The sequence below is a fragment of the Flavobacterium johnsoniae genome, assembly GCF_030388325.1.
Lineage (GTDB): Bacteria > Bacteroidota > Bacteroidia > Flavobacteriales > Flavobacteriaceae > Flavobacterium > Flavobacterium johnsoniae_C.
This window is the reverse complement of sequence record NZ_CP103794.1, coordinates 635399-652439: the sequence shown is the minus strand read 5'-3', so window position 1 is coordinate 652439 and position 17041 is coordinate 635399. Positions and strand designations below refer to the sequence as shown.

Sequence of the window (17041 nt, the reverse complement as noted above, 5' to 3'; positions counted from 1 at the left end):
CGATTATATTTGCTTTAATTGAAATTTTTTGGCTATTTATTAGGGTTTTGGTTTTTTAGATTTCGTTGCTATTTTTTGCTATTTCGAATATTTTAAACAGCTATAATTTCTTACTTTTGGTTTCAAATGTAATTTTCTGAGTTTTGTTAAAACGTTTTTTTTCCATTTTATGTCTCTTTTTGCTGTTTGCTTGCAGTAAAAATGATATGCCTACAATCTCTTTTTATTATTGGAAAACGATTTTTAAATTTTCAGAAAAAGAAAAAGAAGTTTTAGAAGAAAATAAAGTTAATAAGCTTTATTTAAGATATTTTGACATCGGATTACATCCAAAATCTAAACTTCCATTTCCGATTAGTCCGATTCGATTTGAGGAAAATCCAAAACAATATCAAATTGTTCCCGTTGTTTTTATTCAGAACAAAGTTATGCTGCAGCAGAAACTTGATGTAAAAGATTTAGCTCAAAAAGCTTTTGATTTTATCGAACAAATCAATTCTAAAAACAAAATTACTTGCCAAGAAATTCAAATTGATTGCGATTGGAGTTTAGAAAGCAAAAACAATTACCTTAAATTTATTGAAGTTTTTAAACAGCTTTCGAAGAAAAAACTTTCGGCAACAATTCGACTTCACCAAGTGAAATATTTCAAAAAAACTAAAATTCCGAATGTAGATTCTGGTGTTTTGATGTATTATAATATGGGATCGATTGCGCCCGATTCGTTAAATTCGATTTACGATCAAAAAGTGGCGGCAAGATATCTTAAAAGTTTAAAGAAATATCCGCTTCATCTTGATTTTGCATTTCCAATTTATTCTTGGGCAGTTCATATTCGAAACAATAAAGTGGTCGGACTTCGTTCTAAAATAAATAGTTCGGCTTTAGAAAAAGATTCAAATTTTGAAAAAATAAGTCCGATTTTCTTTAGAGTAAAGCAATCGAATTATAAAAATGGAGTTTTTTATGAAGAGAATGATTTGCTGAAAATAGAAGAAATTAAAACAGAAGATTTAAAAGAAATGGCAAAAGATTTGGAAGAGAATCTTATTGAAAAGCCAAACGAAATTATATTTTACGATTTAGACGAATTCAATTTAAATAATTATGAAAAAAATACTTTTAAGCAAGTTATTTCTTGTTTCTAGTGCCGTTTTGCTTTCTGCATACGGAATTATATACGCCTGCGCTGGAGGAGACGATTGGGATTTCTTTGGTTACAATTCTAATTTTACACCAGAAACTTTTGCCGACAAATCGTATTCGCCTTTGTTTTTATCGGGCGGTATTTTCTACGGAATTGGATTCGATACTCAGCATAATTCTCGCTTCAATAAAAATATAAAATCGGATTGGGCAGATTATTTAAAAGGAAAAGTTGATACTACAACGGTAAATTATTTTTTAATTGGAGATGAAAAGCCAAGATATTATTCTGATGAAAAAGATAAAATCAAAAATAAAGAAGAAGTAACAGATCTTCATGTTTTTTATAAAACGAAAAAAGAAAATAAAGGTTCTCAGAAATGGGGCAAAAAGCTCAATTTGAAAGATGAGAAAGTAAAAAACTTTATCGAGTTTTTATATTTAGCTCAAAAGATAGAAACGGTTTCTATTGGCGAAGATTATTGGAGTTACGATCCGGTTGTGGCAAAAACTTTCAATGACGCCAAAATGATCCAGTCGATTGAAAACGTTTATAACACTTTATCTGATCCGTTTTTGAAAAACAGATATTGGTTTTTGACGATGAAAGCGCGTTTTTATAGTAATGACAAACAGAAAGCCATTGACTTTTTTAATAAAACCGAAAGTTCTGTAGCCAAAAACACTTTGTATTATCGTGCTTTGGCGTATGTGGCGGGAATCAATCATAAACAAAAAAAATATGCGGTTTCGAATTATTTGTATGCTCAAGTTTTTGATAAATGTCCAGAATTAAGAGTCGTAACGGCGTATAGTTTTCGTCCAAAAAACGAGTCAGATTGGAGTAAAGCTTTAGCAATGGCAAAAAATAATAAAGAGAAAGCTGCACTTTGGGCAATTCATGGATATTACAAAGATGAAAAACAAGCCATTGAAAAAATCTATGAATTAGATCCGAAAAGCGAACATTTGAATTATCTGGCAACCCGATTGGTAAATTCTTTAGAGCAAAAAATCAATAATTCTTTTCAGCAGAGTGGGGGAGAAAATCAAAAGCCAAAACCACAAACCGTCGCAGAAAATAAAACCGAAAATAAAGCTAAAATTGATAACGGCGAATTTGATTTAATGGTTAAAATTTCCGCCGCTGGAAATACAGAAAAACCGTATTTGTGGGATATGGCAATTGGATATCTTCAAACGCTAAAAGGCGATTATGCCAATGCAGATAAGAATTTTAGCAAAGCAGAAAAAACGCTTCCGAAAACAGAATTGGCCGGAATGCAACTTCGATTATTGCGTTTTGTAAACAATCTGAGTAAGATTGATAAATTGACAGATAAAAATGAGAAAACAATTCTTGCAGATTTGAATTGGCTTTATTATGAACTTCCAAAAACATATAAAGGACAAGAATTTCGATATCAAAATGCTTCTTCATGGAGCAGAAGTTATTTGTCTAACCTTTATAAAGAAAAAGGAAATCTAGTTTTGGCTGAGATTTTCGGCGAATCGCGTTACAGTTATTGGAACGACGGAAATTCATTTTATGACAATGAAAAAGATTTGTTGGCAATTAAGAGTTTTTTGGAAAAAACGAATAAATCTGAAATTGAGAAAATTGGTGCCGGAATTTATAGTTTGAAATTGAAAGATATCAATAATTTTCAAGCAGTTCAGGCAACTTTCAAAAACAAAATTCCAGAAGCAATTGAGTTTTTGAAACAAGCAGATTCGGTTCAATATTATAAGTTTCTTGGAAATCCGTTTAACGGAAGTATAAAAGATTGTCACGATTGCGATCACGCGGCCTATCAAAAAAGAAAATATACTTACATGGATTTCTTGACTACGATAAAAGAAATGCAGGATAAATTGGTTAAGAACGAAGATGTTTACACAAACAGTCTTTTGTTAGGAAATGCATTTTACAATATTTCTCATTTTGGAAACGGAAGAACTTTTTATGAAATTAGTATTGTAGGTTACGGTTCAAGTCCGTATTCTTTTAGAGATTCAATGAAAGAAATGATTACGAACAATTCGGTTTCTAAAATGTATTATCAAAAAGCGTTTGAAGCGGCTTCCAACAAAGAACAAAAAGCAAAATGTCTGTATCTGATTTCGAAATGCGAGCGAAATGATTATTATAATAAAAAGTACAGCGCGATAAATAGTTATTGGGAAATTCAAGACGATAAAATTAATTTTATTGCTTGGAATTCGTTTAAAACTCTAAGAAAAGACTATTCGGATACGAAATATTATCAAGATGTAATTGCGGAATGCGGTTATTTTAATACGTATGTAAATCAATAAATTTTAAAGAATGGTAAACAAAATAGAACATATCGGAATTGCAGTAAAAAATATGGACGATGCCAATATTTTGTTCGAAAAAATGCTGGGTGTTACGTCATATAAAATGGAAGCGGTAGAAAGCGAGGGCGTTCTGACTTCTTTCTTTCAAACAGGAAATAATAAAATTGAACTTTTGATGGCGACAAATCCAGAAAGTCCGATTGCGAAATTTTTGGAGAAAAAAGGAGAAGGAATTCATCATATCGCTTTTGATGTTGATGATATCGAAGCCGAAATTGTGCGCTTAAAAAGTGAAGGTTTTGTACTGATAAATGAAGTTCCGAAGAAAGGTGCCGACAATAAATTGGTTGTTTTTCTGCATCCGAAGAATACAAATGGCGTTTTGGTGGAGCTTTGTCAGGAAATTAAATAAAAAAATGTCATTTTAGTTTTTGAATAAGACATTGAAAATCAATTTCGTTTTTGGAATTCAAGGAAAGTTTTAAAATTAAATACAAATGATGTCTTAAAATATTTGGAGTGAATGAAAAATAGTAGTAATATTGCATCCTCTAAACCGGTCCTATAGCTCAGCTGGTTAGAGCACCTGACTCATAATCAGGTGGTCCCTGGTTCGAGCCCAGGTGGGACCACGGTTAAAACTAAGCCTTTACAGAAATGTAGAGGCTTTTTTGTTTCTATCAGTACAACATTAGTATAACAAATTGCTGACTCCGCAAAGATAGTAAACTTATCATTCTGTTTCAATTAGTTTTATTTTTTAGTATTTTTACTATGTAATAAAAAGCACAACTATTATGGCGGGTAGAATTGAAACATTTTTTTTCTTTCTTCATAGACAATTTGAAAAGCTAAATTCTGTATTTAGATCTAAAAAACTTTCTTTTATTGCAGCTCCTTTATTACCTTTTTCAGTTGCAGTATTATGTATGGTCCAGATAAGTAATGATACTTTTGTTATATTTAATTATATAATTCTTTGCTTAGCTGCTATTTTTACGTTTTTACTTACTGTATCATCTATATATTTCTTAAGGGGTGATAATATTTTTAATCGTTATAATAGAGAAAAATCAAATAGTAATTTATCTCAGTTTAAAAATTCATCAAGGTCTTCTGAAAATATATCTGATAAAAAACTTAATAATTTAATCGATTTAAATAAGGAATTTATAAATCGTTATTATATTGAATTCAGAAAAATTGAACTATTTAGTGACGACACATCATTAATTGATTTTCAAATTTTGTTAACCAATTGTTTAAAAAAATCTAAAGACAATTGTTTTTTTAAATTGGAGATTAACGCTAATGAAACACACGGTTTTATCAATGAATTTATGATTCCTTTTTTAAAAAAAATAGATTCAAATAATGTAATACCTAAAAAAATAATAGCTTCACAACTTCTTTACAAAAAAGGTGAAAAATATTCTCCTGTAAATGAAAAATCATTATCCAATAAAGAAAGACTATTTGTTACCCCGTATCAAAGAAAAATATATGAAAGTCTTTAAAAATGTAGATTTTACCGAATTATTATGTGACCAAGTCGCAACTCCACGTTTCATCTAGTTTCATTCCAGTAGTTTAGCCTCATAATTCTAAAACATAAATTATGAACCCACAAAAAATTATTGAACAGTTAAATGAAATTAAAATGATGATTACAAAAGGTAATCAGTTCCAAAAAGAGATTTTTACTATTAAAGATTTGATGAACTATACAGGCTTTTCGGATAGTACGATTCACAAATTATCTGCTAAAAAATTAATCCCTCATAATAAGCCAACCAACGGAGCTTTATTCTTCGATCGAGTTGAGATAGTTGAATGGATTAGAAAGCACAAAGTTTATTCAGATGAGGAAGTTTTGTCTAAATTTTCCAAGCACTTAAAAAAATAAGCGTTCAAAAATCCATTTTTGAACGCTTATAGTTTTTTTTATGTAAGCGAAAAGAGTATATGCAAATATTGGTATTATACTCATTCATCAATTATTTATCGAAGAAATAAGCGTATATGATGTGTAATAACGCAAGGATTCTGTGTATGACAAAAAGTCAAATTATAGTGGACAATATAGAGAAATTAAGAAACATTCTAATGATTAATATTTTGAAAAGATTAAATATTGATGCCATTGAAAAGAAAAAAGAACAATTTTGGTTTAAAGCTAATTGGAGGAAAGAGCAAACACCTTCTGTAAAATGTGAGCATAATCTTTTTTATGACTTTGGAGAAGGTTTTGGGGGTAATACTGTAGACTTTATTATGAAATATTTTTCCATTAGTTTTTTGCAAGCAGTTAGGTGGCTACAAAGTGAGGATGTTATTTTTTCTTTTGACCCGCCTAAACAAAATGTTTTTCACGAGACAAAAAAAGAAAAGCAATATCATGTGGAAAGAATTCAACTTTTGCAAAATAAAATTTTAATTGAATATTTAGATACAAGAAAAATGAACATTGAAATATGCAAAAGATATTTAATCGAAGTGTATTATAAAATTAAGGATAGGAAATATTTTGGGGTGGGATTTAGGAATGACCAAAATCAATTTGAAATTCGAAATAAATATGCAAAAATGTGTTTAGGAATAAAATGGTTTACATGGATTAACTATAGCAATAAATCTATAGTAGTTTTAGAATCATGGTCGGATTTCATTTCATTATTGACGCTGTATCCAAATTACGAAAAGTCAAAAGATTTTTTGATTTTAAATTCTCTATCAATGCTTTCGAAAGTAGACCATGTATTAAATATTTATTCTGAAATTTTGTTTGCTTTGGACAATGATTTTGCGGGTTCGAATGCAACAGAAAATTGTTTACGAAAGTGGAATTCAACGGGAGCAAGATGTAAAGATATTAGGTATCTGTTTCATGGTTCAAAAGATATAAATGATTTCTTGATTCTAAAAACTAAAGCAAGTGATTAGACTTGTATGTGAATATCATCGTTTGAAGAGTTTGTAACTAGTAATGTAATTAGCAAGTAGGACAGGGGCGGAAAAGCCCCTATCCTACTTGCTCTGCGAGGCTAGAGCCTTAAAAATAAGGCTTCTTTAAGAATAAAATTTATAGGATTTTATAATTTAAATATAATTAAATGCTTAACTAATTGATTAACAGTGTTGAAAATTGTAATTATGAATAAAAAAAGTATTATTATAGATGAAAAAGCTCATGCAGAACTTGGGAAATTATCGGAAAGTTTAAGAATGAATTTGGGCGCTCTTATTCAAGAAATGATTTATTATTTCAAAAAAACAGGTATCGATCCCAAAGATGCTGTAAACAAAAATCCCGCTTTAATGGTTGCCGCTTTAGATAAAAGGATAGTCTCTTTTTTAAAAGTTCAAGAAAGAGATATTTTGAAACCATTAAGACAAGATGTTTTTAATTATCAAAATGCTCAAATGGAAGAAATTTCTAAATTAATTATTTCGATAAATAAAATCTTAGATCAACATTTAGAACGAACAAATGAAATTAAAAAAGCTCATTTTGAGAATCTGAACAAAATAAATCGCAATGATGAAGAAAGGACTAAAATGGTAACGTCTGAATTACAAAAAAATAGACAAGCAATTTTACTTATTTGTCAACTATTAGACGAAAAAAACAAATCGGGCACTTTGGTAAAAATTAAATCTCTTTTTTCATAATGCCAATATCTAAACCACATAGTACACGTGGAGCTGACAATAAAGGAAGTTGTGCCAACTTGGCTATTTACTTAGAAAAGGAAAATGAAGAATTAGATAGAATCATCAAAAAATCTTCCTCAATGAATGAAATATCTCAGCTCGAAAATAGGAAACAAGGTTTCTTTACAGCTTCAGAGATTAATATCAGGACGATAGATGTTATTAGTTGTATCGATAATAATAAAAGAAAATTAGGAGCAAATGATGCTAAATATTTTGCTCCAACAATTAGCTTCAGCGAAAATGAGTTGAGTCATATTGCCTTTCTGGCTACTGGTAAAAGAGAAGTAATAAGTGTTTTGGAATTAAATTCATCCGAATTAGAGCAATTTAATAATCTGATTAGAGAATATGGACGCAAAGCGATGGACAACTATGCTTTGAATTTTAATCGTCAAGATAAAGGGATAAAAACGGGAGCTGATTTAGTTTATTTTGGGAAAATTGAACATTTTAGGAAATTTAAGGGTACAGATAAAGAGGTTATTGACGGAAAGGAAATTTCTGGACAGTATAAAAAAGGGTTGCAATCTCATATTCATGTTATTGTTTCTAGAAAAGACAAAACTCAACTATTAAAGCTAAGCCCTACTTGTAATGAAAAACAATCCAATAGAAAAATTGGCAATAACGAATATCAAGTGGGGTTTGATAGAGTGAAATGGATCAATTCAAACGAAAAAACTTTTGATGAACATTTTAATTATAAACGAAAGGAGCTAGAAAAATTTCAGAATCAAAATATTTTAAAAAATGGAAATCCTCAAGACAAACATGAAATCAACAAAAAAATACAAATTGAATCGATTAATAGGAATTATATAAAAAAACAAATTAAGAATGCTCATTTCAATATTTTGATGACTAAACCAAACAATTTAAAAGAGTATCAACAACGCATGATAAAATTTGCCATTCAAGTTTTACCAATAATAAACAAAGATAATTTTATCCAAGAGAATCACTTTTTTCACGAACAATCAGGAATAGATTTCAAAGAGAGTGAAATTGATCAAAACTTAAAATTCCATGAATTATTTAAGGTCGATAATAAAACAACGAAGCAATTGCAACAAACCGAACCGTCATTAGAGGATTGGAAAATTAACACCGAAAAATTAACATCCATTTTATCATCTCTTCTCTTTGAAACTGTTCCAGGTGTTGATGATGAATTTCCAAAAAGAAAAAGAAAGAGAGCAATAAGAAGATGATTTGTGTAAAAATGCAACAACCTTTTGATGTATTTTTTAATATCTTAGCAATTAAAATATCAGGTTTAATCAAAACCTCATTCCACAAAATTGTAACATAATTTACTTATGAACATTGCCCAAATAGAACAAAATCTTCAAGACTTGATTCTGGATTTCAATAAAGAAACTTTTATTTTTGAGTTATTATTGGCCTATGGTTCACCAAAAGCTTCCATAACACGATTACAAAAAGGAAATCTTAACTTATCAAAAATAGAAGGGGAAATATCGTGGAAGAAAAAACTGTTTTTCAAACCAGTCTTTAATCAAGATTTGCATCAAGCCATTTCCGAGATAAAAAACACACTCAAACAAGAGCAGCGTTTTGTAATCGTTACCGATTTCAAGACTTTGCTCGCCATTGATGTGAAAACAAACGATAGTTTAGATATCGATTTTACTGCATTGCCAAAACATTTTGATTTCTTTTTGCCTTGGGCAGGTATGGAAAAAGCACAACACCAAAATGAGAATCCGGCTGATGTAAAAGCGGCTGAAAAAATGGCAAAGCTTTTTGACGAAATCAAAAAAGATAATCCAGATAATTCTCCCGAATTTATTCACGGACTGAATGTATTTCTTTCCCGCTTGTTATTTTGCTATTTTGCAGAAGATACAGGGATCTTCGAAAAGAACTTGTTTACCCATTCCATTCAAAACCACACGCAAACAGATGGTAGCGATTTAAGCGACTATCTTGATAAAATGTTTGCAGTGATGAACATTCCCAGTACAGATAATTCGAGAATTGTCCTTCCTGAATATCTTCAAAAATTTCCTTATGTAAATGGCGGTTTGTTCGAAAACCAATATACAGCACCAGTTTTTACACGCCGTAGTCGACAAGCAATTTTGGATAGTGGCGACCAAAATTGGGAATCTATAAATCCAGATATTTTTGGTTCTATGTTTCAGGCGGTTATTTCGGTAGATCAACGTGGTAGTTTAGGACAGCACTACACGAGTGTACCTAATATTATGAAAGTAATAGAGCCTTTGTTTTTGAATGATTTATATGCAGAATTTGAAAATGCCAATGGCAACAAAAACAAGCTCGAAGCATTATTGAAAAGGATTTGGAGCATCAAACTATTTGACCCGGCTTGCGGTAGTGGAAACTTCCTGATTATCGCCTACAAAGAATTGAGAAAACTGGAAATGTTTATCTTCAAGGAAATTGATAAAGTAAATAAAACGTACTCGAACCAATACTCAGGCATAAGCTTGAATAATTTTTATGGTATTGAGATTGACGATTTTGCTCACGAAATCGCCATACTTTCACTTTGGCTGGCAGAACACCAAATGAATCAAGAGTTTTTTAAAGCTTTTGGTAGAACAAAACCGGCACTACCCTTGCAAAAAACCAGCTCTATTGTTCATGGAAACGCTACTAGAGTAGATTGGGAAGTTGTTTGCCCAAAACTACCAAATGATGAAACTTACATTTTGGGGAATCCACCTTTTTTGGGTGCTAGAAACCAAAATGATGAGCAAAAAAGCGATGTTTCAATTTCTTTAAAAGATATTTCAGGGAAAAATAGTTTGGATTATATAGCATGTTGGTTTTATCTCGGAAGTAAATACATACAAGGGAATAACTCAAAATTTGCATTTGTTTCTACCAATTCTATTTGCCAAGGACAACAAGTTGATTTATTATGGCCTTATATTTTTAATAAAAATTTAGAAATTCATTTTGCATATCAAGCTTTTAAATGGTCTAATAATGCCAAAAAAGCTGCGGTTGTTGCAGTAATTATTGTTGGATTAAGAAATGTTAACAACGAAAGTAAATATATTTTTACAGGTGGTACAAAAGCAATAGTAAATAATATTTCACCTTATTTAACAAATAAACAAAATGTTTCTGTACAGAAAAGAGCAGAACCTTTAGGAGTAGTTCCAAGAGTAGTCTATGGTAATCAGGCAATTGATGGGGGGTTTTTAACCTTAAGCGATGACGAAAAAAATAAAATATTCGAATCTTATCCTAATTCCGAAAAATTTATTAGACGATTATATGGCGGTTCTAGTTTAATGAAAGGAGAGGTTCAATGGTGTATATGGGTAAATGAAGACGAGTTTAATGAGGCCGTTAAGATACCTGAATTTAAAAGAAGGTTTGATTTAGTATATTCATTCCGTACTAATGGAGGTCAAGTTGCAAAATCACTTGCCAATATTCCTTATAGATTTAGATATGTACATGAACCAAAGGAGCACACTATTATGATGCCTCAAACATCTAGTAGTAAAAGGAATTATTTGCCAGTAGATATTAAGTTTGGAAATGTACAAACATTACACTCAGTCCAAGTAATTTATGATTCAGAAATAACTATCTTAAGTTTTTTGACATCTAGAATACATTTCCTCTGGGCTAAATCTGTTGGAGGGGGTATAAAAACTGATATTACTTATTCAAATTCTTTATGTTACAATACTTTCCCATTCCCATCACTTTCAGAATACCAAAAAGGAGAATTAACACAATCTGCTTTTAGAATTTTAGAAGAACGGGAAAACTACTCCGAGAAAACCTTGGCACAACTCTACGACCCTGAAAAAATGCCCAAAGGTCTGCGAGAAGCACATCATTTAAATGATTTGGCGGTAGAACGTTGTTATCGTTCCAAGCCTTTTGAAAGCGATGAAGAAAGATTGGAATACCTTTTCAAATTGTATGAAAAAATGATTGCAGAGGAAAAAGAAAAAGATATGTTGTTTTTGAAAAGAAAGAAAGTAAAACAAGTGAAAAATTAATGGAAAGAGAATATTACTCTGTTCGTACAGGGGATGGTAAAATTGATTTCGGAATGTTAAAAGATCTCTTTTTGAGCAATTATAATATTCTTAATAAAGAGGGGTATTTTCAAGAATATATTGGTTTTTGGTGTAATAACGATCATATACAAGGAAAAGTAAGTAATCATTTTAGTGATTATATTTTCCTGAAAATGCGAAAAAAAAATTTATTTCCAATACCAACTTCGCTTAATAATTATAGTGAAGAAGATTTTTTTGATGTTTTAGAATTTTTATACGACCATTGTTCGAAAGGGCACATTGGTATTTATTGTGATGAAACTAGATTTGGATGTGGCAGATATCATTATGAATCTTATAGTAAACTCGACGGAAAGCAACATTTCAGAAATACGATGAATATTATTTTGCGTGACTATAAAGATGGATTTGAAATTTCAGAAAACGGAGAGATCTTAATTTTGTCCGATAATGGTCTAACTAATTTATTTGAAGCTGATATTCCAACAGATGATGCCGGTAATATTTCTAATAAAATGAATTCTGCAATACTAAAGTTTAGGAAAGCAAAATCTACATTAGATGATAGAAAAGAAGCTATTAGAGAGTTGGCTGATGTACTAGAATTTTTAAGACCTGAAATAAAAAAACATTTGGATAAGAAAGATGAAAATGACATTTTTAATATTGCTAATAATTTTGGCATAAGACATCACAATGCTGACCAAAAAACTAATTACAATAAAGAGATTTGGTACAGCTGGATTTTTTATTATTATTTAGCAACATTACATACTGTATTAAGAATAAGTAAAATAAAATCTTAAAAGGTAAAAAAAAATAAAAATACAAAATGACAAATCCCGAATTAATAGAATTAATCGATGAGTTGAGAGCTTTGCCCAAAGAAAATGAATGGGTAGAGTTTAAAAAAGGCACTGCAACTACTAACGACAAAATTGGACAGTATATTTCTGCCATTTCAAATGCTGCTTGTATTAACAATCAATCTTTTGGTTATTTTATTTTTGGTATCGACGATAATACACATCAGGTTACAGGAACAACTTTTAAACTTAAAAATAAGAAAGAAGGCAACCAAGAACTAGAATTGTATTTGCGTCAATATTTACATCCTTCAGTTCGTTTCAATCATTTTGTTTGTCAGTATGATAGTGCTCATGTCGAAATATTTAGAATTCCTGCTGCTAAAGGAGAGCCTACACACTTTAAAAAAATACCATATATTAGATTTGATAGTAGCTTAACTGATTTAAGAAATTATCCAGAGCATGTAAAAGCAATTTACAATTCAGAGGAAGATTGGTCCGCAAATTGTATTGATAGTGCAACTATTGAGGATTTAGATCCTGATGCTATTGTAAAAGCTAAAGACAAGTTTAAAGAAAAAAATGCTGGTACAGCCATTTATGATAAAATAGACGATTGGGATGCAAAAACATTTCTTGACAAAGCCAAAATAACAATTGGAGGAAAAATAACCAATACAGCAATAATACTTTTAGGAAAACCCGAAGCATCACATTGTATTTCGCCATCAGTGGCACAAATCACTTGGAAATTGGATACCGAAGAGAAAGCTTATGAGCATTTTGATATTCCTCTATTTGTTAGCATTAACGATATTTTAAAAAGAATACGAAATGTAAAGTATAAGTTTTTTCCAGACAATCAATTGCTTTCAACCGAAGTGAATAAATACGATACAAAAGTAATTTTAGAAGCTTTAAATAATTGTATTGCACATCAAGATTATAGCCATAATTCACGAATAGTATTGACCGAACAAGTTAATAAACTGATTTTTTCTAACGAAGGAGGTTTCTTTGAAGGAACAGCCGAAGATTATACAACTGGAGAAAAAACACCCAAAAAATATCGAAATCGTTGGTTAGTCAATGCAATGGTTAATCTGAATATGATCGATACAATGGGTTATGGTATTTACAGGATGTATGTAGAGCAACGCAAAAGATTTTTTCCATTACCAGATTATACAAAATCAACCAGAAACAATGTAGTTTTGGAGATTTACGGACATACAATAGATGAAAATTACTCTAAACTGCTAATTGAGAAAAAAGACGATTTAAGTTTAACAGAAGTAATTCTTTTAGACAAAGTCCAGAAACATTTACCAATCAATGATGATGCTGCAAAACTATTAAAGAAAAAAGAACTTATTGAAGGTAGAAAACCGAACTATTATATATCAGCAACACTTGCAGAACTTACAGGGCAAAAGGCTAATTACACTAAAAACAAAGGATTAGACAAAGAGGTCTATAAAGGTTTTGTTATTCAGCATATAAAGAACCACGGTTTTGCTACGCGTGAAGAAATTGATTCTATACTATTTGCTAACCTGCCAGATTATAAAAATGAAAAGCAGAGAAAAATCTATATCAATAATTTAATTCAAGAAATGGCAGGAAATACTATTGAGAATATTGGTAGTAGAATAAAGTCCAAGTGGGTGTTAAAAATATTAAATAAAAAATAAAAATATTAAATAAAAATATTAAATAAAGCAGTAGTAAAACTTCTTAAGTAGCTGTTAAATAAGGGTTTGTTTGTTTTTTGTTAAGTAGTTAAAGTGTTTAAAATTATTAAATAAACTACCGTTTTATTAAAAAATCAAGCTCATAATAGAGGTAATTAACCATCAATAACGAAATATATGCCAGATATAGTAAATGTAAATTATCATAAAACGGGAAACAGTACAAAAACAAATCCGATGGGTATGAGAGAAATGCAGACTCGTGCCTTTGAATCTCGTGATGCACAGTATTTATTATTAAAAGCACCTCCGGCATCAGGGAAATCACGTGCCTTAATGTTCTTGGCATTAGATAAACTAGTAAATCAAGGAATTAAAAAAGTAATTGTTGCAGTTCCGGAGCGTTCTATTGGTAGTTCATTCTCTTCAATGGATTTAAAAAGAGATGGTTTTTTTGCCAATTGGGAACTAAACGATGAGTACAATCTTTGTACACCAGGGGACGAAGGAAGCAGCAGTAAAGTAAAAGCATTCCATAAATTTATGGATAGCGACGAGAAAATATTAATCTGTACACACGCCACTTTACGCTTTGCTTGTGAAGAATTTGACGAAACAAAATTCAATGATACACTTCTTGCAATCGATGAATTCCACCACGTTTCTGCCGATGCGAATAATAGATTGGGTGAATTATTAAAATCTATAATGAGCAAATCTACGGCTCATATTGTGGCAATGACAGGCTCTTATTTTAGAGGGGATAGCGTACCTATTTTAACACCAGAGAACGAAGCAAAGTTTACTAAAGTAACTTACAATTATTACGAACAATTAAATGGTTACAACTTTCTAAAATCTTTGGGAATTGGATACCACTTTTACACAGGAAAATACACTTCAGCTATACTTGAAATTCTGGATACCAATAAAAAAACAATACTCCATATTCCAAATGTAAATTCAGGAGAATCTACCAAAGACAAACACAACGAGGTCAATTTCATTTTAGATGCCATTGGAGACGTAATTAAGCAAGACTCCGATACTGGTGTGATTCATATCAAACGCCATGGAGACGGTAAGTTATTGAAAGTAGCCGATTTAGTGGAGGATAGTTTAAGAGAAAGAGATAAGATAGTCAACTACTTACGAAACATCAAATCAGTTGATGATATGGATTTGATTATTGCATTGGGAATGGCAAAGGAAGGTTTCGACTGGCCTTTTTGTGAACACGCTTTAACGGTGGGTTACAGAGGTTCATTAACTGAGATAATCCAGATTATTGGTCGTTGCACGAGGGATAGCAACAATAAAACCCACGCTCAATTTACCAACCTTATTGCCAGCCCTGAAGCCATCCAAGATGATGTAAAAATTGCTACTAATAATATGTTGAAAGCCATTACTGCTTCATTGTTGATGGAACAGGTATTGGCTCCAAATTTTAAGTTCAAGACCAAAATTGATAATGAGGACGAAGATGTAAAATCTGGTGAAATCAGAATAAGAGGTTTTAAAGAGCCAAGCTCTAAAAGGGTCAAAGACATAGTTGAATCAGATTTAAATGACCTGAAAGCTACAATATTGCAGGATGACACTATGCTGAAAGCAATGCCGGGAAATATTGATCCCGAAGTAATCAACAAAGTTTTGATACCCAAAATCATTAGGGTCAAATATCCTGAATTGTCTGATGATGAAATTGAAGAAATTCGTCAACATGTTGTGGTGGATTCAGTTGTAAAAAACGGAGAAATTAAAGAAGTAGGTGACCAACGGTTTATCAGGATGGCCGATAAATTCATAAACATAGAAGACATACATATCGATTTAATTGATACCATTAATCCTTTTCAAAAAGCTTTCGAAATCCTTTCGAAATCGGTGACAGCAAAAGTGCTGAAAGTAATTCAGGACACCATTGAAGCCACAAGAGTTAAAATGGATTTTGAAGAAGCTAAAATTCTGTGGCCCAAAATTGTCGAGTTCAAAAAAATGTATGATAGAGAACCAAGCCTAAATGCAAACAATCCATTGGAAAGAAGAATGGCCGAATGTATTATTTATTTGAAGGAGGAAAAAAGAAAACGAATGTCAAATGGATAAGAATAAAGTTCTGGATGATATTTTTAATAACGATGAGTTTGACATTTTAAATGTCAAACCAAAGATTTCTAATGCTCGTAATGCAGATGAAAGATTGGTGGCTTCTTTTGGAGAAATTAATGCTTTTTTCAAAAAGCACAATCGGGAACCTCAACCCAATCCGGCTAACATATCCGAATACCAACTTTATACCCGATTAAAAGGAATAAGAGCCGATATTAATAAATTAGAATCTTTACTAAGGGAAGATGATCACGGTTTATTGAAATTGGAAGTGAAAACAATTGAATCCTTTGATGATATCTTTGCCGATGATACTTTCGATTTATTGGATGATAATACCGATTTGTTTGATTTCAAACACACTCCAAAAGATGACGATAGAGCAGCAGCAGATTTCGTAGCAAGAAGAAAATCAATAAAGAAATTTGACGAGTACGAACGCTTGTTTAAGGGGATTCATAATGATTTGTCCAATGGGAAAAGAAAATTAGTCGACTTTAAACAAGGTAATTTGCGTGAAGGAACTTATTATGTTCATAATGGAGTTTTGTTTCTATTGGAAAAAATTCAAATAACCAAAAAAGAGCACTACAAAGAAGACGGTACCCGAGTTCGCGAAGACGGACGAACCAGATGCGTTTTTGAAAACGGAACCGAATCGAATATGTTGAAAAGATCGGTAGAGAAAATTTTGTATGCCAATGGAAAAGTCGTTTCTGAAAACGTTGATGAAGTAAATGAGGCTTTTATCGAAAAATTTAATGACATTACCGATGAAGACAAAGAAGCAGGTTTCATCTATGTATTGATATCGAAAAGTAAAGACGAAAAAATCATTACGATAGACAATTTATATAAAATAGGTTATTCAAAAGATGAGGTTCAGGAAAGAATTAAAAATGCCGAAAAAGAACCAACTTACCTAATGGCTCCGGTACAAATAGTCAGTGCTTGGAAATGCTACAATATGAATCCCCAAAAACTGGAACAGTTGCTGCATAATTTCTTCGGAAAAGCCTGTATGAATATTGACATCTTTGATGAAAATAAAAAACGCTATACTCCTAGAGAGTGGTTTATTGCTCCGCTTGATATTATTGAACATGCTATTGACTTAATTATTAGTGGAGAGGTAATTAAATATAAATATGATGCAGAGAATAGAGTGATTGTCTTAAAGTAAAATTTATTATAA

13 protein-coding genes and 1 tRNA gene are annotated in these 17041 nt (G+C 31.1%); all 14 read left to right on the top strand.

What is annotated here, in order from left to right:
* Positions 1–206 precede the first annotated feature (206 nt).
* A complete protein-coding gene (locus NYQ10_RS03070; RefSeq protein WP_289878840.1) occupies positions 207–1148 on the top strand; it encodes a hypothetical protein in 942 nt (313 codons plus the stop codon).
* Complete coding sequence (locus NYQ10_RS03065; RefSeq protein WP_289878839.1) at positions 1108–3465, top strand: hypothetical protein; 2358 nt, start codon at positions 1108–1110, stop codon at positions 3463–3465. Before NYQ10_RS03070 ends, NYQ10_RS03065 begins: the two co-directional genes overlap by 41 nt.
* A 10-nt stretch (positions 3466–3475) precedes the next feature.
* Positions 3476–3880 carry a methylmalonyl-CoA epimerase gene (gene mce, locus NYQ10_RS03060; RefSeq protein ID WP_289878838.1) on the top strand — a complete coding sequence of 135 codons (405 nt, stop codon included), beginning with the start codon at positions 3476–3478 and terminating at the stop codon, positions 3878–3880.
* A gap of 146 nt (positions 3881–4026) precedes the next feature.
* A tRNA-Ile gene (locus NYQ10_RS03055) sits at positions 4027–4100 on the top strand.
* 165 nt (positions 4101–4265) lie between these two features.
* A complete protein-coding gene (locus tag NYQ10_RS03050; RefSeq protein WP_289878837.1) occupies positions 4266–4985 on the top strand; it encodes a hypothetical protein in 720 nt (239 codons plus the stop codon).
* Positions 4986–5086: 101 nt separating this feature from the next.
* A complete protein-coding gene (locus NYQ10_RS03045; RefSeq protein WP_289878836.1) occupies positions 5087–5374 on the top strand; it encodes a helix-turn-helix transcriptional regulator in 288 nt (95 codons plus the stop codon).
* A 200-nt stretch (positions 5375–5574) separates the two neighbouring features.
* Positions 5575–6411 carry a toprim domain-containing protein gene (locus tag NYQ10_RS03040; RefSeq protein ID WP_289878835.1) on the top strand — a complete coding sequence of 279 codons (837 nt, stop codon included), beginning with the start codon at positions 5575–5577 and terminating at the stop codon, positions 6409–6411.
* Positions 6412–6621: 210 nt separating this feature from the next.
* Positions 6622–7140, top strand: coding sequence for a BfmA/BtgA family mobilization protein (locus tag NYQ10_RS03035; protein ID WP_289878834.1), 519 nt, complete (start codon positions 6622–6624; stop codon positions 7138–7140).
* Positions 7140–8396 (top strand): DUF5712 family protein, encoded by a 1257-nt coding sequence (locus NYQ10_RS03030; protein WP_289878833.1) that lies wholly within the window; start codon positions 7140–7142, stop codon positions 8394–8396. Before NYQ10_RS03035 ends, NYQ10_RS03030 begins: the two co-directional genes overlap by 1 nt.
* A 108-nt stretch (positions 8397–8504) precedes the next feature.
* Positions 8505–11204 carry a class I SAM-dependent DNA methyltransferase gene (locus tag NYQ10_RS03025; RefSeq protein WP_289878832.1) on the top strand — a complete coding sequence of 900 codons (2700 nt, stop codon included), beginning with the start codon at positions 8505–8507 and terminating at the stop codon, positions 11202–11204.
* Entirely contained in the window at positions 11204–12034 is an 831-nt protein-coding gene (locus tag NYQ10_RS03020; RefSeq protein ID WP_289878831.1) for a hypothetical protein, read from the top strand. The genes NYQ10_RS03025 and NYQ10_RS03020 overlap by 1 nt, the downstream gene beginning before the upstream one ends.
* Before the next feature lie 26 nt (positions 12035–12060).
* Complete coding sequence (locus NYQ10_RS03015) at positions 12061–13731, top strand: RNA-binding domain-containing protein (RefSeq protein WP_289878830.1); 1671 nt, start codon at positions 12061–12063, stop codon at positions 13729–13731.
* Positions 13732–13908: 177 nt separating this feature from the next.
* Complete coding sequence (locus tag NYQ10_RS03010; RefSeq protein ID WP_289878829.1) at positions 13909–15843, top strand: DEAD/DEAH box helicase; 1935 nt, start codon at positions 13909–13911, stop codon at positions 15841–15843.
* Positions 15836–17029: a GIY-YIG nuclease family protein gene (locus NYQ10_RS03005; protein ID WP_289878828.1), complete on the top strand. Its 1194-nt coding sequence runs from the start codon at positions 15836–15838 to the stop codon at positions 17027–17029. Before NYQ10_RS03010 ends, NYQ10_RS03005 begins: the two co-directional genes overlap by 8 nt.
* The last annotated feature ends 12 nt before the right edge of the window (positions 17030–17041 follow it).